The organism is Azospirillum sp. UENF 211521, from assembly GCF_058780535.1.
This window is the reverse complement of record NZ_JBSNCF010000001.1, coordinates 2,210,209-2,232,500: the sequence shown is the minus strand read 5'-3', so window position 1 is coordinate 2,232,500 and position 22,292 is coordinate 2,210,209. Positions and strand designations below refer to the sequence as shown.

At 67.7% G+C, this 22,292-nt stretch carries 22 protein-coding genes (1 of these 22 running past the window's edge); 7 read left to right on the top strand and 15 right to left on the bottom strand.

Annotated elements, in window-relative coordinates; genetic code table 11:
• The 4 genes from ACWPN5_RS10435 to ACWPN5_RS10420 form a co-directional block, all read left to right on the top strand.
• On the top strand, positions 1 to 3,030 hold the 3' portion of the coding sequence (locus tag ACWPN5_RS10435) for a Pls/PosA family non-ribosomal peptide synthetase (protein ID WP_492295369.1). The gene continues 954 nt to the left of window position 1, outside the view; 3,030 of the gene's 3,984 nt are visible here — the last part of the coding sequence; its start codon lies beyond the left edge, outside the window; its stop codon occupies positions 3,028 to 3,030.
• A gap of 238 nt (positions 3,031 to 3,268) precedes the next feature.
• Positions 3,269 to 4,903, top strand: coding sequence for a fumarate hydratase (locus ACWPN5_RS10430; RefSeq protein ID WP_145690088.1), 1,635 nt, complete (start codon positions 3,269 to 3,271; stop codon positions 4,901 to 4,903).
• 79 nt (positions 4,904 to 4,982) lie between these two features.
• Entirely contained in the window at positions 4,983 to 5,333 is a 351-nt protein-coding gene (locus ACWPN5_RS10425) for a hypothetical protein (RefSeq protein WP_492295368.1), read from the top strand.
• A gap of 22 nt (positions 5,334 to 5,355) precedes the next feature.
• A complete protein-coding gene (locus ACWPN5_RS10420) occupies positions 5,356 to 6,045 on the top strand; it encodes an RluA family pseudouridine synthase (protein WP_492295367.1) in 690 nt (229 codons plus the stop codon).
• A gap of 19 nt (positions 6,046 to 6,064) precedes the next feature.
• On the opposite strand, the gene ACWPN5_RS10415 is transcribed toward ACWPN5_RS10420, so the two are convergent.
• Positions 6,065 to 6,505 (bottom strand): DUF4383 domain-containing protein, encoded by a 441-nt coding sequence (locus ACWPN5_RS10415; RefSeq protein ID WP_200479865.1) that lies wholly within the window; start codon positions 6,503 to 6,505, stop codon positions 6,065 to 6,067.
• A gap of 85 nt (positions 6,506 to 6,590) precedes the next feature.
• Positions 6,591 to 6,890, bottom strand: coding sequence for a 4Fe-4S dicluster domain-containing protein (locus ACWPN5_RS10410; protein WP_200479866.1), 300 nt, complete (start codon positions 6,888 to 6,890; stop codon positions 6,591 to 6,593).
• Positions 6,891 to 7,038: 148 nt separating this feature from the next.
• On the opposite strand from ACWPN5_RS10410, the gene ACWPN5_RS10405 reads away from it, so the two are divergent.
• Positions 7,039 to 8,502, top strand: a complete 1,464-nt coding sequence (locus tag ACWPN5_RS10405) for an ATP-binding protein (protein WP_492295366.1) — start codon at positions 7,039 to 7,041, stop codon at positions 8,500 to 8,502.
• Here ACWPN5_RS10405 and ACWPN5_RS10400 read toward each other — a convergent pair.
• The 3 genes from ACWPN5_RS10400 to ACWPN5_RS10390 form a co-directional block, all read right to left on the bottom strand.
• On the bottom strand, positions 8,479 to 9,123 hold the full coding sequence (locus ACWPN5_RS10400; protein WP_145690093.1) for a response regulator transcription factor: 645 nt from the start codon (positions 9,121 to 9,123) through the stop codon (positions 8,479 to 8,481). The genes ACWPN5_RS10405 and ACWPN5_RS10400 overlap by 24 nt on opposite strands.
• A gap of 295 nt (positions 9,124 to 9,418) precedes the next feature.
• Complete coding sequence (locus ACWPN5_RS10395; RefSeq protein WP_492295365.1) at positions 9,419 to 10,459, bottom strand: OmpA family protein; 1,041 nt, start codon at positions 10,457 to 10,459, stop codon at positions 9,419 to 9,421.
• 423 nt (positions 10,460 to 10,882) lie between these two features.
• On the bottom strand, positions 10,883 to 11,308 hold the full coding sequence (locus ACWPN5_RS10390; protein ID WP_247888509.1) for a hypothetical protein: 426 nt from the start codon (positions 11,306 to 11,308) through the stop codon (positions 10,883 to 10,885).
• Between ACWPN5_RS10390 and ACWPN5_RS10385 the strand changes: the two genes are divergently transcribed.
• Positions 11,294 to 11,557, top strand: coding sequence for a hypothetical protein (locus ACWPN5_RS10385; RefSeq protein WP_145679637.1), 264 nt, complete (start codon positions 11,294 to 11,296; stop codon positions 11,555 to 11,557). The two genes, ACWPN5_RS10390 and ACWPN5_RS10385, sit on opposite strands and share 15 nt — an antisense overlap.
• A 100-nt stretch (positions 11,558 to 11,657) precedes the next feature.
• Here the strand turns inward: ACWPN5_RS10385 and ACWPN5_RS10380 are convergent, their stop codons facing one another.
• From ACWPN5_RS10380 to ACWPN5_RS10350, 7 genes are all read right to left on the bottom strand, one after another.
• On the bottom strand, positions 11,658 to 12,758 hold the full coding sequence (locus ACWPN5_RS10380) for a branched-chain amino acid ABC transporter substrate-binding protein (protein ID WP_492295364.1): 1,101 nt from the start codon (positions 12,756 to 12,758) through the stop codon (positions 11,658 to 11,660).
• Positions 12,759 to 12,931: 173 nt separating this feature from the next.
• The gene (locus tag ACWPN5_RS10375) at positions 12,932 to 13,291 is read right to left on the bottom strand and encodes a DUF6867 family protein (protein ID WP_145690096.1); all 360 of its coding nucleotides are present in this window, start codon (positions 13,289 to 13,291) and stop codon (positions 12,932 to 12,934) included.
• Entirely contained in the window at positions 13,291 to 14,001 is a 711-nt protein-coding gene (locus ACWPN5_RS10370; protein ID WP_014240352.1) for an ABC transporter ATP-binding protein, read from the bottom strand. Before ACWPN5_RS10370 ends, ACWPN5_RS10375 begins: the two co-directional genes overlap by 1 nt.
• A 3-nt stretch (positions 14,002 to 14,004) precedes the next feature.
• Positions 14,005 to 14,874 (bottom strand): ABC transporter ATP-binding protein, encoded by an 870-nt coding sequence (locus ACWPN5_RS10365; protein ID WP_247883410.1) that lies wholly within the window; start codon positions 14,872 to 14,874, stop codon positions 14,005 to 14,007.
• Between the two features lie 29 nt (positions 14,875 to 14,903).
• Positions 14,904 to 16,415, bottom strand: a complete 1,512-nt coding sequence (gene livM, locus ACWPN5_RS10360; protein WP_492295363.1) for a high-affinity branched-chain amino acid ABC transporter permease LivM — start codon at positions 16,413 to 16,415, stop codon at positions 14,904 to 14,906.
• Positions 16,416 to 16,419: 4 nt separating this feature from the next.
• A complete protein-coding gene (locus tag ACWPN5_RS10355; RefSeq protein ID WP_145679632.1) occupies positions 16,420 to 17,325 on the bottom strand; it encodes a branched-chain amino acid ABC transporter permease in 906 nt (301 codons plus the stop codon).
• 400 nt (positions 17,326 to 17,725) lie between these two features.
• Positions 17,726 to 18,532 carry a hypothetical protein gene (locus ACWPN5_RS10350; RefSeq protein WP_145690099.1) on the bottom strand — a complete coding sequence of 269 codons (807 nt, stop codon included), beginning with the start codon at positions 18,530 to 18,532 and terminating at the stop codon, positions 17,726 to 17,728.
• Positions 18,533 to 18,788: 256 nt separating this feature from the next.
• Between ACWPN5_RS10350 and ACWPN5_RS10345 the strand changes: the two genes are divergently transcribed.
• Positions 18,789 to 19,751, top strand: a complete 963-nt coding sequence (locus ACWPN5_RS10345) for an ROK family protein (protein WP_492295362.1) — start codon at positions 18,789 to 18,791, stop codon at positions 19,749 to 19,751.
• Here ACWPN5_RS10345 and ACWPN5_RS10340 read toward each other — a convergent pair.
• From ACWPN5_RS10340 to ACWPN5_RS10330, 3 genes are all read right to left on the bottom strand, one after another.
• Positions 19,748 to 20,131: a hypothetical protein gene (locus ACWPN5_RS10340; protein ID WP_145679629.1), complete on the bottom strand. Its 384-nt coding sequence runs from the start codon at positions 20,129 to 20,131 to the stop codon at positions 19,748 to 19,750. The genes ACWPN5_RS10345 and ACWPN5_RS10340 overlap by 4 nt on opposite strands.
• A gap of 155 nt (positions 20,132 to 20,286) precedes the next feature.
• Positions 20,287 to 21,972 carry an ArnT family glycosyltransferase gene (locus ACWPN5_RS10335; RefSeq protein ID WP_492295361.1) on the bottom strand — a complete coding sequence of 562 codons (1,686 nt, stop codon included), beginning with the start codon at positions 21,970 to 21,972 and terminating at the stop codon, positions 20,287 to 20,289.
• Complete coding sequence (locus ACWPN5_RS10330; RefSeq protein ID WP_200477840.1) at positions 21,969 to 22,292, bottom strand: lipid-A-disaccharide synthase N-terminal domain-containing protein; 324 nt, start codon at positions 22,290 to 22,292, stop codon at positions 21,969 to 21,971. Before ACWPN5_RS10330 ends, ACWPN5_RS10335 begins: the two co-directional genes overlap by 4 nt.

The window sequence follows — 22,292 nt, the reverse complement described above, 5'->3', positions numbered from 1 at the left end:
AACTACAGCTGCTATGTGGTGGACGAGGCGATGGCGCTGGTCGCCCCCGGCACCCAGGGCGAGCTGCTGATCGGCGGGCCGGGCGTTGCCCAGGGGTATCTGGGACGCCCCGACCTGACCGCCGAGAAGTTCATCCGCAACAGCTTCGCCATCCACGGCAACGACCCGCTGCTCTACCGCTCCGGCGACGCCGTGAGCGTCGATCCGAACGGCAACCTGCTGTTCCACGGCCGCATCGACGATCAGGTCAAGATCCGCGGTTTCCGGCTGGAGCTTGGCGAGATCGAGGCGAAGCTGACCGACATGGCGGGCGTCAGCCAGGCCACCGTCGTGCTGCGCAACGACAACGGGCTGGACCGGCTGGTCGCCTTCCTGGTGCCGCAGGCCGGCGCCACGCTGGACAGAACGGCGCTGCGCGACCAGCTGCGCACTCAGCTGCCGAGCTACATGGTGCCGTCGCATTTCGAGCTGACGGACCGCCTGCCCCGGCTGACCTCCGGCAAGGCCGACCGCAAGGCGCTGCAGGCCGCCCCGCTGACCGACGACGTCGGCCCCGGCGAGCAGGACGAGCCGCAGACCCCGACGGAGGCCGCCCTGCTGGAAGCCGCCAAGCGCGTCTTCCCCGGCCAGTCGGTCCCACTGGAGGCCGACTTCTTCATGGACCTGGGCGGGCATTCGCTGCTCGCCGCGCGGTTCGTGTCGGCGGTGCGGGAGACCCGGCACCTCGACGGGCTGACCCTGCAGGACGTCTACGGCGCCCGCAGCCTGCGCGCCATGGCCGAGCGGCTGGACGCCCGCGCGCCGCGCGGCGGCAACGGCGACGGAGCCGAACGCAAGGACCGCTCCTTCACGCCGCCTCCCCTGCTGCGCCGCTTCCTCTGCGGCGCGGCGCAGGCGGCGGCCCTGCCCTTCATCCTCGCGCTGATGACGGCGCAGTGGCTCGGCGTCTTCGTCAGCTACATGCTGCTGTCGGGCGAGGACGCCAATTTCCTCCAGGAAATCGTCACGCTGCTCGGCGTCTACATGGTCATCAACGCCGCCACGGTGGTGATCGCCGTCGCCGCCAAATGGCTGGTCATTGGACGGACCAAGCCCGGGCGCTACCCGCTGTGGGGCGCCTACTATTATCGCTGGTGGCTGGCGCAGCGCTTCATCAGCCTCGTCCATCTGAAGTGGTTCCAGGGCTCCCCAGTCATGCGGGTCCTCCTGCGCGCGCTCGGCGCCAAGGTGGGCGACGAGGCGCTGATCGGCGAGTTCGAGTCCGGGGCAATCGACCTCGTCACCATCGGGGCCGGCGCCTCGATCGGCGGCAAGGTGAAACTGGCGAACGCCGAGGTGATCGGCAACGAGCTGGTCATCGGCGCGGTGGAGATCGGCGCCGACGCCTATATCGGCACCTCCTGCGTCATCGGCATGGACGCGGTGGTCGGTCCCGGCACGGAACTGGCCGACCTGACCGCCCTGCCCGCCGGCGCCCGCACCGGCGCCTATGAGCGCTGGGACGGCTCGCCCGCCCGCCGCGTCGGCAGCGTCGACCGGGCGGAGCTGCCCGCCCCGGCGACCGCCGGACGGTTGCGCCGGGGGCTGAACGCCGCCTTCTACACGGCGATGCTGCTCGCCCTGCCGCCGATCTCGCTGATGCCGATCTTCCCGGCCTTCTACCTGTTCGACAATCTGGACGGGGTTCTGGGGTCGGTCTTCGGGGTCAGCTACCTCTATTATCTGCCGCTGATCGCCTGGCCGACCGCGATGGCGCTGGTGGCGGTGACGGTCTGCATGATCGCCGCCGTGCGCTGGATCGTCCTGCCGCGCGTCGAGGCCGGCACCTACTCCGTGCACAGCGGCTTCTACCTGCGCAAATGGATGGTGGCGCTGTCCACCGAGGTGATGCTGGACACGCTCAGCTCGCTCTACGCCACGGTCTACATGCGGGCGTGGTACCGGCTGATGGGCGCCAAGATCGGCAAGGACGCGGAGATCTCCACCAACCTCGCCGGGCGCTACGACCTCGTGGAGATCGGCGAGAAGTGCTTCATCGCCGACGAGGTGGTGCTGGGCGACGAGGACATCCGCCGCGGCTGGATGTTCCTGAAGCCGGTCAAGACCGAGGCGCGCGTGTTCGTCGGCAACGACGCGGTGGTGCCGGCGGGCGCCTGCATCCCCACCGGCTCGCTGATCGGCATCAAGTCGAAGCCGCCCGCCAACGAGGCGATGTCCGCCGGGGAGACGTGGTTCGGCAGCCCGCCGATCAAGCTGCCGGTGCGCCAGCGCTTCGACGGGGTCGGCGCCAACTGGACCTACGAGCCGTCCAAGGCGCGCCGTCTGGGCCGCGCGGTGTTCGAGGCTTTCAGCCTGTCGATGCCGACGATGCTGTTCATCACCTTCGGCACGCTGGCCGTCGAGCTGTTCGCCCCAGCCATCCTGGAGCAGCGCTACGGCGCCTTCCTGGCGCAATTCCTGGGCGTCAGCGTCGCCATTCCGGTGGCGATGGTGGCGGTCGTCATTCTGGTGAAGTGGCTGCTGATGGGCCGCTACGCGCCGACCGTCAAGCCGATGTGGTCCTGGTGGGCCATGAAGACGGAAGCGGTGGCGGTGCTCTACTGGGGCCTTGCCGGCAAGGTGCTGCTCGACCATCTGCGCGGCACGCCGATGCTGCCGTGGGTGCTGCGCCTGTTCGGCACCAAGTTCGGCGAGGGCGTCTTCATGGACACCACCGACATCACGGAGTTCGACTGCGTCTCGGTCGGCGACCACAGCGCGGTGAACGCCCTGTCGGCCCTGCAGACGCACCTCTACGAGGACCGCGTGATGAAGGTCGGCTGCGTGAAGGTCGGCCGCGGCGTCACCATCGGCGCCGGCTCCACCGTGCTCTACGACACCAGCGTCGGTGATTACGCCCATCTCGGCCCGCTGACCCTGGTCATGAAGGGCGAAGAGATCCCGGCCCACACCGAATGGGCCGGCGCCCCGGCGGAGCCGGTGACCGAAGGCCAGCCCGAGTTGACGGATCAGTTCAAGAGCGCCGCCTAAATCATTGTCGGTGTTTGATGGTTGCGGCCCGGTCTCCAGCGCTTCGGCGGTGGGGCCGGGCCGCTTCGTTTCTGGGCCCGGACGGCGGCGTTTCCTTATCGCCGCAGGGTGTTCCGTTCCCGTTGTGCGCGGGGCGCAGGGGTGTATAACGGTGCGCGAGCGTGGCCCTGGCCCTTTTGCGCGCTCCAACGCGCCGCATCGGGGCCTGTGACCCAAGAACAGGAAGGAAGCCCCCCGAATGCCCGACGACATCAGCCCCGCCCGCGGCGCCGCGACGCTGTTCCCGCTGGCCAAGGACGACACGACCTACCGCAAGCTGACCTCGGATCACGTCTCGGTCGTCGAGTTCGACGGCGAGCAGATCCTGAAGGTCGAGCCGGAGGGCCTGCGCCTGCTGGCCGAAGAGGCCTTCAAGGACATCAACCATCTGCTGCGTCCGGGCCATCTCGGCCAGATCCGCGCGATCCTCGACGATCCGGAAGCCTCGCCGAACGACAAGTTCGTGGCGCTGGACCTGCTGAAGAACGCCAACATCGCCGCAGCCGGCACGCTGCCGATGTGCCAGGACACCGGCACCGCCATCATCATGGGCAAGAAGGGCCGCCGCGTCTTCACCAAGGGCGGCGACGAGGCCGCCCTGTCGGAAGGCGCCCGCGACGCCTACCTGAAGCGCAACCTGCGCTACAGCCAGCTCGCCCCGATCTCCATGTACGAGGAGAAGAACACCCGCAACAACCTGCCGGGCCAGGTCGAGATCTACGCGGAGGGCGAGGATGCCTACAAGTTCCTGTTCATGGCCAAGGGTGGCGGATCGGCCAACAAGACCTTCCTGCATCAGGCCACCCCGTCGGTGCTGGCGCCGGACCGGCTGCTGAAGTTCCTTGAGGACAAGATCCGCTACCTCGGCACTTCGGCCTGCCCGCCCTACCACCTCGCCATCGTCATCGGCGGCCTGTCGGCGGAGCAGAATCTGAAGACGGTGAAGCTGGCCTCGGCCCGCTACCTCGACAATCTGCCGACCGAGGGCGGCGAGGACGCGCACGCCTTCCGCGACCTCGCCATGGAGGCCGAGGTGCACAAGCTGACCCAGACCATGGGCATCGGCGCCCAGTTCGGCGGCAAGTACTTCTGCCACGACGTTCGCGTCATCCGTCTGCCGCGCCACGGCGCCTCCATGCCGATCGGCATCGGCGTGTCCTGCTCGGCCGACCGTCAGGCGGTGGGCAAGATCACCAAGGACGGCATCTTCCTGGAGCAGCTGGAGACCGATCCGGCCAAATATCTGCCGGAGATCACCGACGGCGATCTGGCCGGCGAGGTCGTCAAGATCGACCTCAACCAGCCGATGAGCGAGATCCTCGCCACGCTGACGCAGTATCCGATCCGCACCCGCCTGTCGCTGAGCGGCCCGCTGATCGTCGCCCGCGACCTCGCCCATTCCAAGCTGCGCGCGCGGCTGGACGCCGGCGAGCCGCTGCCGGACTATTTCAAGAACCACCCCATCTACTACGCCGGTCCGGCCAAGACCCCGGAAGGCTACGCCTCGGGCTCCTTCGGTCCGACGACCGCCGGGCGCATGGACAGCTTCGTCGAGCAGTTCCAGGCGGCGGGCGGCTCGATGGTCATGCTGGCCAAGGGCAACCGCAGCCCGGAAGTGACGGCGGCCTGCAAAGCGCATGGCGGCTTCTATCTCGGCTCCATCGGCGGCGCCGCGGCCCGTCTCGCCCAGGACTGCATCAAGAAGGTGGAGTGCATCGAGTATCCGGAACTCGGCATGGAAGCCATCTGGCGCATCGAGGTCGAGGACTTCCCGGCCTTCATCATCGTCGATGACAAGGGCAACGACTTCTTCAAGGAATTGAAGCTGGCCTGACGCCCGCGCCTTTTCCCTCCCCTGCGATAGCGGGGGAGGGTCAGGGTGGGGGCAAGTGCCTGCCATTCAAGGACCCGCCATGTCTGAGGACCTGACCGCCAAGATCGCCGATGCCCAGCGCCGCGCCCTGTTCGCCGCGGAGGTGATCGTCAACCGCCGCCTGCACGATTTCTCGATGCGCCACCAAACGCACTACGCCAACGACGTGGCGGAGGAGCGCAAGGCGATCGAGAAGGAAATCCGCGCGATCCGCCGCCGGCTCCCGGCCGCCCCTCCGGTGACTGACGCGCTGGTGGCCCAGGTCGCGGGCGACGCCTACTCGCCGGACACGGTCCGGGCGGTGCTGCTTGCCCTGGCCGCAATCCGGCCTGATGTGCTGACAACGGTTGACGAAGCCGCCATCAACCCCGAAGAGGATGAGGAAGACTGACCGACTCGTCCGTTAAGGCACCATGACACCCGAACAGATCCAGGCCCGCGTCCTCTACCGCGACGGGCTGATGCTCATCATCGACAAGCCCGCCGGGCTGCCCGTCCACGCGGGGCCGGGCGGCGGCCCGAACCTGGAGCGCCATTTCGACGCCCTGCGCTTCGGCTTTCCGAAACCGCCGGGGCTCGCCCACCGGCTCGACCGCGACACCTCCGGCTGTCTGATCCTCGGGCGGCACCCGAAGGCCCTGCGCAAGCTGGGCAAGCTGTTCCAGGATGGCAAGGTCGACAAGACCTATTGGGCGGTGGTCGCCGGCACCCCGCCGGAGGAACAGGGGCGCATCGAACTGCCGTTGAAGAAGGTTACCAACAAGACCGGCGGCTGGCGGATCGTCGTGGCCGACGACGGGCAGAGCGCCGTCACCGACTACCGTGTCCTGGGCCGCGGCGACGGCATGACGTGGCTGGAACTGAAGCCCCACACCGGGCGCACGCACCAGATCCGCGTGCACTGCGCCACGGCGCTGGACTGCCCTCTGCTCGGCGATCCGCAGTATGGCGGGCCGGAGGGGCATCCGCTGCACCTGCAGTCGCGGGCCATTTCGCTGCCACTCTACCCCTCCCGCGAGGCGGTCGGCGCTGTGGCACCGGTTCCGCCCCACATGCGCGCGGCGCTCGCGGCCTGCGGCTTTCAAGGCGACGACCCGGCCTGACGGCCGGGCCTCCGGGCCATTACGCCCGCCACTCGGCGCGCTTCTCGGTGCCCGCCTCCGTCTCATGCACCATGAAGCCGACATAGCCGGCGACAATGGCGAGAACGGCGTGCAGCCAGATGTCGTTGCCGTGCAGCGGAACCAGACCGAACAGCGTGTTCAGACCCGGGATGAAGCCGAGGACGGTCAGCACGGCGTAGGCCACCGCCACGCTGCGCAGATAGCTGCGCGAGGCGAGGCGGCTGGAGAAGTAGGCGAAGAAGCCCCACAGGCCGAACAGCAGATGCACGATGTTGTGCAGCAGGTTCACCGGGAACAACCCGAGCAGATAGCCGTGGAAGGACTCGACGGCGAGGACCACACCGTCCGGAGGCGGGGACAGGAAGGTCGGGATGAAGCCCAATATGCCGATGGCCGTAAAGGCCGCGGCGTAGACCAGCGTAACGTTGCGCCACCACATGTGCGTCTCCGTTGGCAGACAGGGGATGAATCCGCCTTACCAACAGAGGGTTTAGAAACAGCGTTCCCAGATTCGGCCGGCAATCTCAGGCGGCCACCGTCTCCATCGAGACGGCCTTGACCGGGCACACGGCCGCGCAGTCGCCGCAGCCGGTGCAGTCGCTCTCCTCGATGATCGGCAGCCAGCGTCCGCGCCCCAGCGGACGGAAGCGGATCGCGCCGCGATCGCAATGGTCGCCGCACATCCGGCAGTCGGTCCCGGTGTAGGATAGGCAGCCCGCCCCGATGCGCGCCTGCACCGCCTGGGGCGCCGCCGGTGTCGGCTGGGCCGGTGTGGATTCGGACCGGATGCGTCCCCGGAACAGGTCCGCGCGACTGATCGCCACGATGGTCGCCCTCCCCTCCTTTTTCCGTCGCTCGGCCGTTGCTGCATTCGCGAATGCCGAGCATCGGCGATGGCGGTACACTGACCGTTCGTGCACCACCCGGCCTTGATCGTCGTCAAGGTCCGCACCGGACGGAAGGACGGACGGCATGGTCCCCATCGGCAACACCACGGCGCGCTGGATGACGCTTCGCTACGGGCTGGCGCTCGGGGTGATCGCGCTGTGCACGCTGGCCGGCTTCGTCATGACCGAACGGGTCATCGACCAGCACGCCGACATGCTGGAGGTGGTGAACATCTCGGGCCGTCAGCGCATGCTGTCCCAGCGCACGGCCCTGCTGGCGGAGCAGCTCCGCAACGCCCCGACCGACGCCGAGCGGGTCGCCCTGACCGCGCGCCTCGCCGAGGCGACCGACATGTTCGAGCGTGCCCACCGGCGCCTGACCGGCGCCGACGAGGGGCCGGCCATGGGCAAGAACGTGCGCCGCCTCTATTTCGACGGGCCGGAGCCGCTGAACGATCTGGTGCTCCGCCACATCGCCGCGCTCCGCGCGGTGATCGCCGCCGGACCCGCCGGCTTGCCCCCCGACATGCCCGAGGCCGACCTCGTCATCCATCAGGCGCTCGGACCGCTGCTGGCCGGGCTGGAGGACATGGTGGCGCGCTACCAGGAGGCGGGCGAGCGCGGCTTCGCCACCCTGCACAATCTGGGCTTCGCCGCCCTGATCCTGACGCTGCTGACGCTGTGCGCCGAGGTGCTGGTGATCTTCCGCCCGATGGTCCGACAGGTGGAACGCCAGTTCGCGGACATCACCCGCATGACCCAGGCGCTGGAGCAGACCAACGTCACGCTGGAAGCCCAGGTCCGCGCCCGCACCGCGGAGCTGCACACGGCCAAGGTGGTGGCGGAGCAGGCCCATCTGGCGAAGTCGCGATTCCTCGCCCACGCCGGCCACGACCTGAAGCAACCCCTGCAGGCCATCAACATGTTCACCGGCATGCTGGAACGGCAGCTCGACAAGCCCCGCGCCCTGGCGCTGGTGAAGGACCTGCGGCTCGCCCAGCGCTCCATGCACGACCTGCTGAACGCCATCCTGGACATCTCGAAGCTGGAGTCGGGCGTGGTCGAGCCAAAGCCCGCCGACATCGCCCTGTCCGCCCTGTTCGACCAGTTGGAAGCGGAGTTCACCGGGATCGCCGAGGACAAGGGGCTGCGGCTGCGCGTCGCACCGACCGAGCTGTCGGTGCGGACGGATCCCTTCCTGCTGGAGCGCATCCTGCGCAACCTGCTGACCAACGCCGTGCGCTACACCGAGCAGGGCGGCGTGCTGATGGGATGCCGACGCCGCGGCGGCACGGTGTGGATCGAGATCTACGACACCGGGCGCGGCATCGCCGAAGCCGACCGCCGGCGCATTTTCGAGGAGTTCGTGCAGCTCGACCGGCCCGACCGCGACCGCAGCGAGGGGATCGGGCTCGGGTTGGCCATTGTCGACCGGTTGGCCCGGCTGCTCGGCCACCCGCTGGAACTGCGCTCGGTCGAGGGGCGCGGAACGGTGTTCGCCGTAGGGGTACCCCTGGTCCGCAGCCTACACGAGACGGTCGCGGCCTGATTCCTTGACCAGAAGGACCGCCTGGGTCCGGCTGCCCACCCCGAGGGCCTTCAGAACCCCGGTGACGTGAGTCTTCACGGTCGACAGGTTGAGGCCCAGCCGTTCCCCGATCTCCTGGTTCGACAGGCCCTGGGCCAGCAGGTCCAGCACTTCGAGTTGGCGGCGGGTCATGCCGTCGAAGACGCTCGGCTCATGCGGCTTGGTGGCGGCCGGAGCCTGGGCGATCCCCGGCATGCCGAGGACCGGCGGCACGTAGGACCCGCCGGCCATGACCAGACGCAGGATGTTCACGACCAGCACGTCGTCGGTGGACTTCGGGATGAAGGCCCGCACCCCGCGCGACAGCACGGCGCGCATTTCATCCGGCGAGTCGATCATCGAGAAGACGACGACCGGCACCGGCGCCACCCGCTTCACCACCGCCTCCACGTCATCCAAGCCGCCGAGGCCCGGCATCCGCAGATCCATGATGACGAGGTCGTAGGTCCCCTGGTCCAGCAGCTGGTTCAACTGGCCGAAGCTGGTCGCCGCCGCCACGCCGGCCTGCTCGTCCAACTCCCCGACCAGATGGGTCAGGCCACTGCGAACGATGGAGTGATCGTCGGCGATCAATACCTGCATGACAACCCTGCTTCGGCGGAGGCGGATAGAGGGAATGACCCGATGGGACAGGGTCCGCTGGGACCGGGCCGGCCTCGGTCGTCTCAAACCAAAGTGCGGCATCCGGTATGAACCTCATACGCCGACCGGAGATTTCATGCCACAATTGATGCATGTTTCCACGATGCCGCTCGTGCTTATCCCGCGCATGGCGAAGTTGCGCATGCGAAAAGGGCGCCGCGGTGGCGACGCCCCTTCCCTGTCCCTGCTCTGATCGCGCCGGCCGGCCTTGAAGAAGACCGGCCAGCCCGCCCGATCACTGCACGCGGATGAGGATCTGCGCGCGGCGGTTCGACGGCTCGCGGACGTTCGCACCGGTGTTCACCAGGAGCTGGGTCTCGCCCTTGCCCTCGACGGTGATCTGGGTGGCGGCGACGCCCTTGCCGACCAGCGCGTTCTTCACCGCGTCGGCGCGGCGCAGCGAGAGCCGCTGGTTGTAGGCCGGCGAGCCCGAGGTGTCGGTGTGGCCGACCACATGGATGCTGACCGCCCGCACCTGACCGGCCGAGGCGGCGGCGTCGCCGATGATCTTGTCGGACGCCGCCGTGATGTTGGCCTTGTCCCAATCGAAGAACACCAGATACTCCGACTGCGGCTGCGCCTGGACCGGAGCCGCCGGAGCGACGGGGGCCGCCGCGGGCGCGGCCGCCGGAGCGCCGAAGGTGTAGCGCAGGCCGGCCATGACAGTGTGGTTCTGGTACTCGCCCTTCACGGTGGAGCTGGCGAGGCCGGCCGGGCCGCCCAGATCGAACTTCGGATCGAGCGTCGCGAAGTAGCGGTAATCCAGCGTCAGCGCCAAGTTCTGGGTCAGCGCGTAGGACACGCCGGCGATGCCCTGGTAGGCGAACACCCAGTCGCGATCATCGAAGCCGCCGAGATCCAGACGGACCTGGGCGATACCGGCGCCGACGCCGATGTAGGGCGTGAAAGCGGTGCCGGTCTTGATGTCGTACAGCACGTTGCCCATGAAGGCGATCGAGCTGGCCTTGCCGCCCAGACCGTTCACCGCGGCGTTGGAGCTGTCGGTGCTGTCGATCGAGTTGCGCCAGCGCCACGCGAACTCCAGTTCGGCGCGCGGGCCGGCGGCGGTCGCATAACCGGCCGAGATGTCGCCGATGCCGCCCAGCTTGAAGCTGGTGCTGGCGTCCGTCGGGGTGTTCTCGAAGCGCAGATCGGCGTCGCGCGTCCAGTTCACGCCGGCGCCGGCGCCGACGTAAAAGCCCTCGGTCGCGGCCATGGCGGCGGTCGGCAGCATCGCCGCGAGCGCCGTTCCGAGCAGAATCCCACGCAGAGTCATTTTCTTCTTTCCTTTGTGCACGGCGTTGCCGGGGCTGTCGAAGCGAACCGTTCGAAGGGCGGGTGTCTGGCGACGCCAGCCTTCATCGGGGGAGCCCGCCGCATTCCGTCGGCGGTTGAAACGTCATAACCCGGAAATAACAGCAACCACTCACCGTCACAAGTGCCCCACGAAAGGATGCACAGAGATGTTGCATTTCTGCATTACCCGAACGTTCGTCGTTCTCTTCCTATTCATTTGATATCGAAGCAATCGAATGTCGAATTCTTCCTAAGCCCATTGGATAGGATGCATGACCTTTGGAATGGTTTTGTGCCTAAGTCCAACAATCCGGACGCGCGAAAGCGCCCCGCCTTCGGCAGGGACGGCGCGCCCGCAGTGTCGTTGATCAAGGAGTGCCCGCGGCCGATGCGGACGTTCAAATCAGTCCTGCGGTTCGGCGACCATCTCGAACTGGGTGGCATCAAGCAGGGCGGAGACCGCCAGGGTTTTCAAGGTCTTGTGATCATCGGACCGCTGAAGTTGGGCATGCTGGGTGCCCAGCCCATCCTTGCGGATGGCGATCACCTGCCAGATGCCACCGCCCGGACCCAGTTTGCGGAACATCTGGCCTTCGACGACTTCGCGCTTTCTGCGCATATCCGATCTCCAAAACCCAAAACGACAGACCCGCGAACCCTGCGGGTACGGCAGACCATACAAACACCAAAGCACCCCCGCTTGGCGAGCGTCCGCTGCGCGCGCCACGCATACCGGAGGCGGGATGTAGCGGTGCTGCAACAACCGTCTTCGCACCTGCGGAACAATCCGCCAATCCACCGTGTTGATGCCGTCATGAAAATCGATCACGACGTGCTCCTGTTCGCGACCCGCCTCGTGGAAGAACTGGGCGAGTCCGCCATCCGCATCAGCCGCGTCCGCCTCGTCGAACTCACGGCTGCCAACAACCTGCGCGCCGCCGCCTTCTGGCGGGACGTGATGCAGACCTCGGAGAGGCTTCTGGCGGAACGCTCTCCGGCTTTGGCGCCCCCTCCCACATCGCCGCCGATGGCGTCTCCGATGGCACCCTCAATGACGGCGCAGACCGCCACCCTCTGATCCGCGCGGCGGACACCCGGTCACGCGAAAGGCCCGGCGGTTCCCCGCCGGGCCTTTGCACGAGATCGTTTCCCGAAGGGTTACGGATCGTACGACCGGTTTACTTGACCTGGGCGTACTGGCCGTTGTTCCAGCGGTACCAGACGTAGGCCGGGGTGGTCACGTCGCCCTTGGAGTCGAAGCCGATCTTGCCGATCACCGTGCTGTAGTTGCCCTTGCGGAGAACCTCGGCGACCTTGGCGGCGTCGGTGGAGTTGGCTTGCTTGACCGCGTCCGCCCAGATCTGCAGGGCAGCGTAGGTGTAGAGGGTGTAGCCCTCCGGCTCGTAACCGGCCTTGCGGAACTTTTCCACGGCGTCCTTGGCTTCCGGCATCTCGCGCGGGTCCGGGCCGAAGGTCATCATGGTGTTCTCGCCGGCCGGACCGGTGATCGCCCAATACTCGTTGGTCACCAGCGCGTCGCCCGACACGATCGGGGCGTTCAGACCCTGATCCTTCATCTGACGGGCCAGCAGGCCGGCCTCGGTGTGGTAGCCACCGACATAGACGACGTCGACGGCTTCCTGCTTCAGCTTGGACACCAGCGCCGAGTAGTCCTTCTCGCCCGCCGTGTAGGCTTCGTAGATCTTCTCTTTCTGGCCGCCGGCGTTCAGCGCCTTCTGCGTCTCGTCGGCCAGACCCTTACCGTAAGCCGACTTGTCGTGCAGGATGGCGACGTTCTTGCCCTTGTAGTTCTCCAGCAGATATTTGCCGGCGATCTGGCCCTGCTGGTCGTCGCGGCCGCAAACGCGGAAGACGTTCTTCAGGTTCTGCTCGGTCAGCTTCGGGTTGGTCGAGGCCGGAGAGATCTGCAGGACGCCTTCCTCGGCGTAGACCTGCGAGGCCGGGATCGAGGAGCCCGAGCAGAAGTGGCCGGCGACGAACTTCACGCCCGCCTTGGCGAGCTGGTTCGCCACGGCGACGGCCTGCTTCGGGTCGCAGGCGTCGTCGCCCACTTCCAGCTTCAGCTTCTGGCCCAGGACACCGCCGGCGGCGTTGATGTCGGCGACCGCCTGCTCGATGCCCTTCTTCATCTGCTCGCCGAAGGTGGCGTACTGGCCGGTGATCGGGCCGGCGGTCGCCACCGCGATGTCGGCCTTCGCCACCGAGGCGGTCATAGCGGTCGCCGCAACCGCAACGAGGAGGGAAAGCTTGTAGTTCATAGTTTCGTTGGCTCCCTGTTATGAGTCGTACGCCGGCCCCGCGGGGGCCTTTTCACCGGTCCCCCAAGGGCTGGGGGAGCCGGTGCCGACAAGGTTCCACTATAGTCCGATCATCGCCAAGTGCGACAGTTTCACCCGCGTCCCAGTCCCGATCGGACCTATGGAATTCGCAATCACTGGGCGAGCGTTCCGCCGACGCGTTCGCGCCAGTTGAAGGGTCCGGAACGCTCATACAGCCAAGGATACTGGGACACCATTCGGCGCGCCATCGAAATGCGGTACGTGGTCAGGGTGATCGCGCCGATCACCAGGGTGTGCACCACGAATCCATACACCGACAGGAGCTGGCCGCCGAACAGGCCCCAGACCAGGAACCGGTCGCCCAAGCCCAGCAGGACGGAGTAGGCGATGGCGCTCGACAGCGGCTTCCAGCCCTCGGCCAGGGTCTGGCCGGTCAAAACGCCGCAGCCTCCGAACACCAGGACCGTCAGGCCCAGGAACACCGGCAGAGAGGACCCGAGAACGCCGTCCATCAGTGACCTCCCTCCAGATAGGCCGAGCGAACTTCCTCGTTCGCCAGCAGTTCCGCGCCGGTCCCCGACATGGTGACCTTGCCGTTGACCATCACATAGCCGCGGTGGGCGAGCTTCAGCGCGTGGAAGGCGTTCTGCTCGACCATGAACACGGTCATCTTCTGCTCGCGGTTGATGTCCTTCACCGCCTGGAAGATCTGCTTCACCACCAGCGGGGCGAGCCCCAGCGACGGCTCGTCGAGAAGCAGCAGCCGCGGCTGGCTCATCAGCGCGCGGCCGATGGCCAGCATCTGCTGCTCGCCGCCGGACATGGTGCCGGCGCGCTGGCTGATGCGTTCCTTCAGGCGCGGGAACAGGGTCAGGACCCGCTCCAGCTCGTTGGCGAAGCTGCCCGGCTTGGCGGTGATGGAGCCCATCTGCAGGTTCTCCAGCACGCTCATGCGCGGGAAGATCCGGCGGCCTTCCGGCGACTGGGCGATGCCCAGGCGGACCAGCTCGTAGGTGGGCATCTGCGTGATGTCCTGCCCTTCGAAGGTGATCCGGCCCATGCGGGCGCGCGGACTGCCGCAGATGGTCATGAGAAGCGTGGACTTGCCGGCGCCGTTGGCGCCGATCAGCGAGACGATCTCGCCGGCCCCGATCTCGATATCGACCCCCTTCAGCGCCTCGATGGCGCCGTAGAAGGTGTGGACGCCCGATACCTTCAGCATGGCTCAGGCCCCCTCCTCGGCTCGCTTGGCGACCTCCGGCAGGTCGGCCTTGACCTCCGGCGGCAACTCCTCGTCCTCTTCCTCGCCCAGATAGGCGCGGATGACGGCCGGGTCGTTCTTGACGAAGGCCGGATCACCGTCGGAAATCTTCCGCCCGTAATCCAGCACCACGACATGGTCGGAAATGGTCATCACCACGCTCATGTCGTGCTCGATCAGCAGCACGCCGATCTTGTGCTCGTCGCGGATGTAGGTGAGCAGTTCGGCCAGTTCGCCCGACTCGCGCGGGTTGAGGCCCGCCGCCGGCTCGTCCAGGCAGAGCATCACCGGCTCGGTGCACATGGCGCGGGCGATCTCCAGCCGGCGCTGGGCGCCGTAGGGGAGATTGCCGGCTTCCCAGTCCGCGAATTCCAGCAGGCGGACGCGGTCCAGCCAGTATTTGGCCAGTTCGACCGCCTCCCGCTCCGTCTTGGTGTAGGACGGCAGGCCGAGCAGGCCGGCGATGGAGAATCCCGAGGCGCGGATCAGCTTGTTGTGCTGGGCGACGATCAGGTTCTCCAGAACGCTCATGCCGCCGAACAGGCGGATGTTCTGGAAGGTGCGGGCGACGCTGGCCTGCTGCGAGATGCGGTAGCCCGGCATCCGCTCCAGCAGGAACTCCTTCCCGTTGGCGTGGCGCAGCGTCAGCCGGCCCACCGTGGGGGTGTAGAAGCCGGTGATGCAGTTGAACAGCGTGGTCTTGCCGGCGCCGTTCGGACCGATGATCGCGGTGATCTCACCGTTGCTGGCCGAGAAGGAAACGTCGTTGACCGCCACCAGGCCACCGAAGCGCATGGTGAGGTGTTCGACCGTCAGCAGGGGCGTGGTGGTCATGGAACGACCCGTCATCACAGTATCTTCCATCACTTCGCGCTCCCCCCGGCGATGCCCTGGCCGCCGGCGGCGGCGGTGCCCGCGGCGGGGCCGCCGGCTCCACCCTTGCCGTGCAGGAGGATGGTCGGGTCGCGGTGGGCCAGCAGGCCGCGCGGACGCCACAGCATGATCAGAACCATGCCCATGCCGAACGTCAGCATGCGGTAGTCGGCCAGTTCACGGAAGGCTTCCGGCAGGCCGATGACCAGAAGGGTCGCCACGACGACGCCGATCTGGCTGCCCATGCCGCCCAGCACCACAATGGCGAGGATGATCGCCGATTCGATGAAGGTGAAGCTCTCCGGGCTGATGAAGCCCTGGCGGGTGGCGAAGAAGGAGCCGGCGAAGCCGCCGAACATCGCCGCGATGGCGAAGGCCGCCAGCTTCATGTTCGTGCGGTTGATGCCCAGGGAGGCGCAGGCGATGTCGTCCTCGCGCAGCGCTTCCCAGGCACGGCCCAGCGGCAGCTTGCGGACGCGCATGGTGAACAGGTTCACCACCAGGGCCAGCACCAGGATCAGGTAGTAGAGGAAGATGATCCGGTGCAGCGGGCTGAACTCCAGGCCGAACATCTCGTGGAAGGCCGCGGTGCCCTCCGCCGGGGTCCGCGTGAAGTCGGCGATGCCGAAGAAGCTCGGGCGCGGAATGCCGGAGATGCCGTTGGGGCCGCCGGTGAACTGGTACCAGTTGATCAGGATGATGCGGATGATCTCGCCGAAGCCCAGCGTCACGATGGCGAAATAGTCGCCGCGCAGGCGCAGGACCGGGAAGCCAAGCAGAACGCCCGACATCGCCGCCAGGAAGCCGGCCAGCGGCAGGCAGACCCAGAAGCTGAAGCCGAAGTAATGGGCCAGCAGCGCGTAGGAATAGGCGCCCACCGCGTAGAAGGCCACATAGCCGAGATCGAGCAGGCCGGCGAGGCCGACCACGATGTTCAGCCCCCAGCCCAGCATGATGTAGGTCAGCAGCAGGATGCCGATGTCCAGCAGCTGGCGGTCGGCCAGCGGCGTGAACGGGAAGGCCAGCGCGACGACGACGGCGATCGGGCCGAGCCAGCGCGAGGCGTGCTGCACCTGCGCGGCGATGTGGTCCATCCGCTTGTCGCGCTCCGCCTGCGACAGCTTGGAGCGGCCGGTGCGGATCGCCAGGATGGCGCGGATCGCGATGACGGCACCGCCGCCGATCAGGATGACCCGCAGGGCCTCCGTCGGCATGGCGATGAAGAAGCCCGCCGCGGTGGCGGCGGCGGCCAGCACCAGGACGATGACGGCGTGGCCCTCGCGGATCAGGCAGAGGCCGAGGCGGCCGAGGAAGACCAAGCCGACGGCGGCGGCCACCTCGTTCCAGCGGGTCTCCAGCCCGAGCCCGGTGGGACGGTCCACCGTGCGCAGGCCGACCAGCGGGATCGTCAGGAGAAGGGCGACGAAGGCGGTCATCGCCGCCTCCTTCAGGATCACGGGCCAGGCGATGGCCCGCGGGGAGGACATGGAAATCGCGGTCATGGCCTCACACCTTCTCGATTTCCGGACGGCCCAGCAGGCCGGTCGGGCGGAAGATCAGGACGAGCACGAGAATCGTGAAGGTCGCCACGTCCTTCCATTCGCTGCCCATGTAGCCCGACCAGAAGGCCTCGATCAGGCCGATGACCACGCCGCCCAGCATGGCGCCGGGCAGCGAGCCGATGCCGCCGAGCACGGCGGCGGTGAAGGCCTTAACGCCGGCCAGGAAGCCGATGTAGAAGTCGATCACGCCGTAGATCAGCAGGACCATCATGCCGGCCACGGCGGCCAGGGCGGCGCCCATGACGAAGGTCAGCGAGATGACGCGGTCGACGTTGACGCCCAGCAGGCCGGCCATCTTCTTGTCCTGCTCGCACGCGCGCTGGGCGCGGCCGAGCGAGGTGCGGGTGATGAGCTGGGTGAAGCCGTACATCAGCGCGATCGTGATGACGATCGTCGCCAGACGCACGTAGCTGACCGACACCGCCCCGTCCATCATGGTCAGATTGCCCGGCAGGATCGGCTGCAGCGGCTTGCTGCGGGCGCCCTGCAGGATCTGCACGTAGTTCTGCAGGAAGATCGACATGCCGATCGCCGAGATCAGCGGCGCCAGACGCGGCGAGCTGCGCAACGGGCGATAGGCGATGCGCTCCACCGTCCATCCGTAGACGGCGGTGAACAGCATCGATGCGACCAGCATAATCAGAAGAGCCAGCGGAACCCAGGTGATGCCCAGGGTGCCGATGGCCAGGAAGGTGATGAGGGCCACGAAGGCGCCGATCATGTAGATCTCGCCGTGGGCGAAGTTGATCATACCGATGATGCCGTACACCATCGTGTAACCGATCGCGATGAGGCCATAGATGGCACCCAGCGACAGGCCGTTGATCAACTGCTGAAGGAAGTATTCCATTGTCTTACCTCGCCTCGGCGCGATGCGCAGGCTTCGGCGAGCGAGACAAGCGCGCTCGTACACCAGTCACGTGAAGTGCCACTCCCCGAATTGGCTTACCCGTGCTCTTGAGCGCGGGGCCAAGATTGTTGTGTGAGCGGAACGTTAGCCCAGCGGCTCTCAACAGAGCAAGAGGGCAAACCCGCACTCTATCTGCGGTAATACCAATTTTCCGAGAATTTGCAATATCGATTCATGTCAGTTCCGTGAACTTTGCGCTTGCGTTCTACCATAGCGAATGCACCGCATGAAAAAACCCTCTTCACTGTGGTGAAGAGGGTTTCGCAACAACTGTGCCACTGCTGCGATGCATGATGCCGGTCCGGCTATGACCTCCGGCATCACCATCGATACTGGCCGGTCAGCGCTTGGCGGAGACCACCTGCGCCTTCGCCGGGTCCTTGGGCTTTCCAGGGGCCTTGGCCGTCGCCTTGCCGGTCGACTTGGACGGCGCCGCCGCGCTGCCGCTGCGCGAGGCCGGGGCCTGGGCCACGTCGTAATTCACGTCCGGGTTGCTGACGACCTGCACGTCGCACAGCGGCTTTGACGACAAATGCATCAGGCCGGCGCTTTTTTCATCGCCGGTCAGGACGCGAAGGTCGTCCGCCGTCAGATCCATCGCCGCCTTGGACCGGTCCACGAAATTGGCGCAATAGAGACCGGTGCCGATCACCGCGGCGCGGCGGCTGACCTCGTTCGCCAGCTCGGTGCGGAACATGTCGAACTGCCGCGTCGCGTTGCCGCCGCCCTTCTTGCGGAAGTGGTCGATCATCGACGCTTCCGAGTTGGAGATCAGCGAGCGGTTCTTGACCGTGAAGTCCTGGTACAGGTTGAACGGCTTCTTGTCCGGATTCACCTGCTGGCAGGTCAGCCCGACCACCATCATCTCGGTGTGCATGCGGATGGTCTGCTCCGCGGCGTGCTCGGCGCGGCTGTAGCAGGCGCCGGGCTTCGTCGCGGCGGCTTTGGCCGTGGTGCTCTTGGCGGCGGTGCTCTTGGCGGCGGCCGGCTTCGCGGTGGCCTTCGCAGCCGTCTTTTCAGCGGGCTTCGCCGCCTCCTTGGCGACGGCCGGCAGCGCGGCGCCGGCGAACAGCACGGCAAGGCCGACGGCGGCGGCGCTGCGCAAGGTGAAGGAAGGAATGCGATGGGCGGCGCGCTGGCGATTCATCGTTGGTCCGGCTCCGGTGGCCCTGATTGACGGGCGGAATCCGACGGATCACGCCCTCTCCTTCGCTGGTTCTACAAGATCCCGGCAGACGGTCAACCCATATCGCCCGCGCAAAGACCATTTGTCCCAACCTGTGGCGCGACCGTCGCCGGAAAGGCCGGACGGTTGCTTGGCTTGCGGGGTGCCGGTCTTTCCCAGTATTGCAACAGCACCGGCGTCCGTCTGTGACGCGGGCCACAGATCAGGGCATTTTCCCATGAAAGGCACCGGCGGCCTCCTCCCGGCCATCCGCATCGGCATCGACCTCGGCGGCACCAAGACGGAGGGGATCGCGCTCGGCGCGGCCGGCGCGGAGCACGCCCGCTTCCGCGTCCCCTCCCCGCGCGGCGACTACGACGCGACGGTGCGGACCATCGTCGATCTGGTGGCGCGCCTGGAAAGCGCGACGGGATCGGCGGGCGCCACCGTCGGAATCGGCATTCCCGGCGCCATCTCCCCGGCGACCGGGCTGGTGAAGAACGCCAACTCGACCTGGCTCATCGGCAAGGCCTTCGACCGCGACCTGGCCGCGGCGCTGCAGCGGCCGGTGCGAGTCGAGAACGACGCCAACTGTCTGGCCGTCTCGGAGGCGGCGGACGGGGCCGGGGCCGGCTGCGGCGTGGTCTTCGCGGCGATCCTCGGCACCGGCTGCGGGGCGGGAATCGTCGTGGACGGGCGTCCTCTGGGCGGCCGCAACGCCGTCGGCGGCGAGTGGGGGCACAATCCCCTGCCCTGGCCGACCGACGACGAGCGGCCCGGACCGACTTGCTACTGCGGCAAGGCCGGCTGTCTGGAGACCTTCGTGTCCGGCCCCGCGGTCGCCGCCGACCATCGCCGGGCCACCGGCGCGGACCTGACGGTGGAAGCCATCGCCGCGCAGGCGGAGCGCGGCGATGCCGCCGCCCGCGCCACCCTCGACCGGCTGGTCGGCCGGTTGGGACGCGGGCTGGCGGGGATCGTCAATGTGCTGGACCCGGACGTCATCGTGCTGGGCGGCGGGCTGTCGAACCTGGAGTTCCTCTACACCGCCCTTCCCTCGGCCATCGCCCGCTGGGCCTTCACGGACAGCCTGGACACGCCGGTCCGCCGGGCCGTCCACGGCGATTCGAGCGGAGTCCGCGGGGCCGCCTGGCTGTGGCGGCCCGAGGAGGCCGTGGCTGGCGATCGAAGCCGCGGCTAGCGATCGAAGTTGTATTCCGGATTGAGCGTCACCTCGCGCGGGGTGCCCGGCACGTTGTCGCCGCCACCGCCCCGCCGCGCCGCTGCAGCGGCACCACGCGCGTCGCGGACCGGCGGGGTCAGCGAATTGGTCCGGGAATAGGAGGGGGTGGCGCGGGCCGGATCGGTGCCGTAGCCGCGCGAACCGGCGCGGAACTGCTCGCCGTTGCCCATGGCGCCCCAATGGGACGGCCGCGGGCCGGGAACCGGCTGGGCCTCCTCCATGCGGCGCATGTAGGGTCCGGTCGGCACCATCTCCTCATACACCCAGGAAGGGTATTCCTGCCTCTGCGCTTCGGCGGGTGCGGCGTAGGCCAGCACCGCGAGGGTCGCTACAGTCATCGTTCGAAGCATGACACGGCGGCCTTCCATCCTTTTGCGTGTGGAAGACCGATTCCGCCGGACGCGGCCGCTCATGTCCAGGGGGGAGGCGGGTTACTCAGCCCGCAGTCTCCATCTGGCAACCTCCATCGGACGGACACCCCATTCCGGCTCGTTCAGGGGCGCGCCGCGCCATAGAGCGTCAGGGTAAGCCGCTTGCCGGTGTTGTAGTTGAAGCCGGCAAAACGGCCGAGCTGGACCGGCTCCGCCCCCTTCAACGCGGCGCGGAACTCCGCCTCCTCCCGGTCGGTCACCAGGGCCAACCCGCAGGACGGATTCTCCGCCAGATGGGCAGCGGCGCCCGTCCCATGGGTCAGGCGCGTGCCGGTCCCCAGCAGGAAGACGAGGCTGGGCTCCGAATAGCCGGCGGAGGCGACCACGCTGTCGGCGCAGGGCCGCGCCGCCGCGACCGTCCGCGCCGCTTGGCGGCTGATCCACACGCCGTCGATGCCCGGCAGGACCGCACCGTAGGTGCCGGCGTACAGCACCGCCGCCGCCGCCAGACCCGCCGCGAACCCCGGCGTCTCCCGGCGCTGGGCGAACAGGCGCACGGCCAGCGCGTACAGCACGAGAACCACCGGCAGCATGGCGACCGCCACCGGATCGACGCGCCCCTCCACCAGATAGGGAATCACCGCGACCGCGATGGTCAGCGCGCCGAATCCGACAGCCCCGAGAACGGTGGCGACCGAGAACAGGCCCCAGCGCGGCGCGTCGGCGCGGCGCAGGAAATGCTCACGCGCCGCGGCGGCGGTGAGGATGGCGATGGCCGGGAAGACCGGCAGCGTGTAATGCAGCAGCTTGGTCGGCACCGCCTCGAACACCAGCCAGCTCGGGATGATCCAGGCGACGCAGAAGCGCACGGCGTCCGCCACCGGCCCGCCGCCCTTGCGGTGACGCCACGCCCAGGGAACGGCCAGCAGCGCCAGGAAGGACCAGGGCGCGAAGGTCACCCAGAAGGTGCCGAGGTAATAGCCGGGCGGCAATCCCTTCGCCTCCTGCCCGCCGACGACCTTGCCCATCATGTCGTGGCCGACCAATTCCGCGAAGAAGGCGCCCTTGGTCTTCACCGTGATGGCGATCAGCCAGGGCGCGGCGATGGCGACCACGATGGCGAGGCCGACCAGCGGGCGCAGCCGCTTCAGCCAGCCGGCCCGGCGGTCGAGCACCGCCAGCACCAGCGCCGTGGTGCCGGACACCAGGAGGACGATGGGACCCTTGATGAGGATGCCCACGCCCGCGGCGATCCAGAAGGCAAGCGGCGCCGCCCAGCCGGACCGCTCCGCGTGGCGGTTCAGATAGAGGCTGGCCAGGGCCGCCTGCCCGATCACGATGGTGGAGAGCAGCACGGCGTCTGTCTTCGCCATGCGCGCCTCGACGCCCAGCACGACGCAGGAGGCCATCATCAGCCCGGCGAGGAAGCCGACCGTCCCGCCGAACATCCTTGCCCCGGTCCAGGCCGTCGCCAGAACCGCCAGAACCGCCCCGAGCAGCGAGGGAATGCGGAAGGTCCAGATTTCCTTCGGCACTCCGCCCGGCCCCTCGACCAGTCGGGTCGCCGCGGTCTGCAGCCAGTAGATGCCCACCGGCTTCTTGTGGCGCGCCTCGTCCTGGAAGCGGATGTCCACATAGTCGCCGCTTTCCAGCATCTGGTGGGACGCCTGGGCGAAGCGCGCCTCGTCGCGGTCGAAGGGCGGCAGATCGAAGAAGCCGGGCAGGAACAACAGGACGCTGATCACCGCCAGCGCCAGATAGGCCAGGACCGGCAGGCGGCCGGCCGCGGCGTTCGGCACCGCGCTCACGGGACGCCCGCCGCGCCGCCGTTCCGGCGGTTGTTCAGGACGAAGTAGAGGTTCCGGAAATAGATGATGAGGCCCAGCCCCTGCCCGAACATGAACACCGGATCACCCCGCTGGATCGAATAGGCCAACAAAAGAACCCCGCCGCCGATCGAGAAATACCAGAAGAGATCCGGCACGATGCTGCGCCGGGCGCGCTCGCTGGCGATCCATTGGACGACGAAGCGCATCATGAAGAGCATCTGCGCGAAAAAGCCGACGCCGACCCAGATCAGGTCGGCGCTGCTTTGGCTCTGGTACCAGGCGATGGCGCGTTCGAGCAT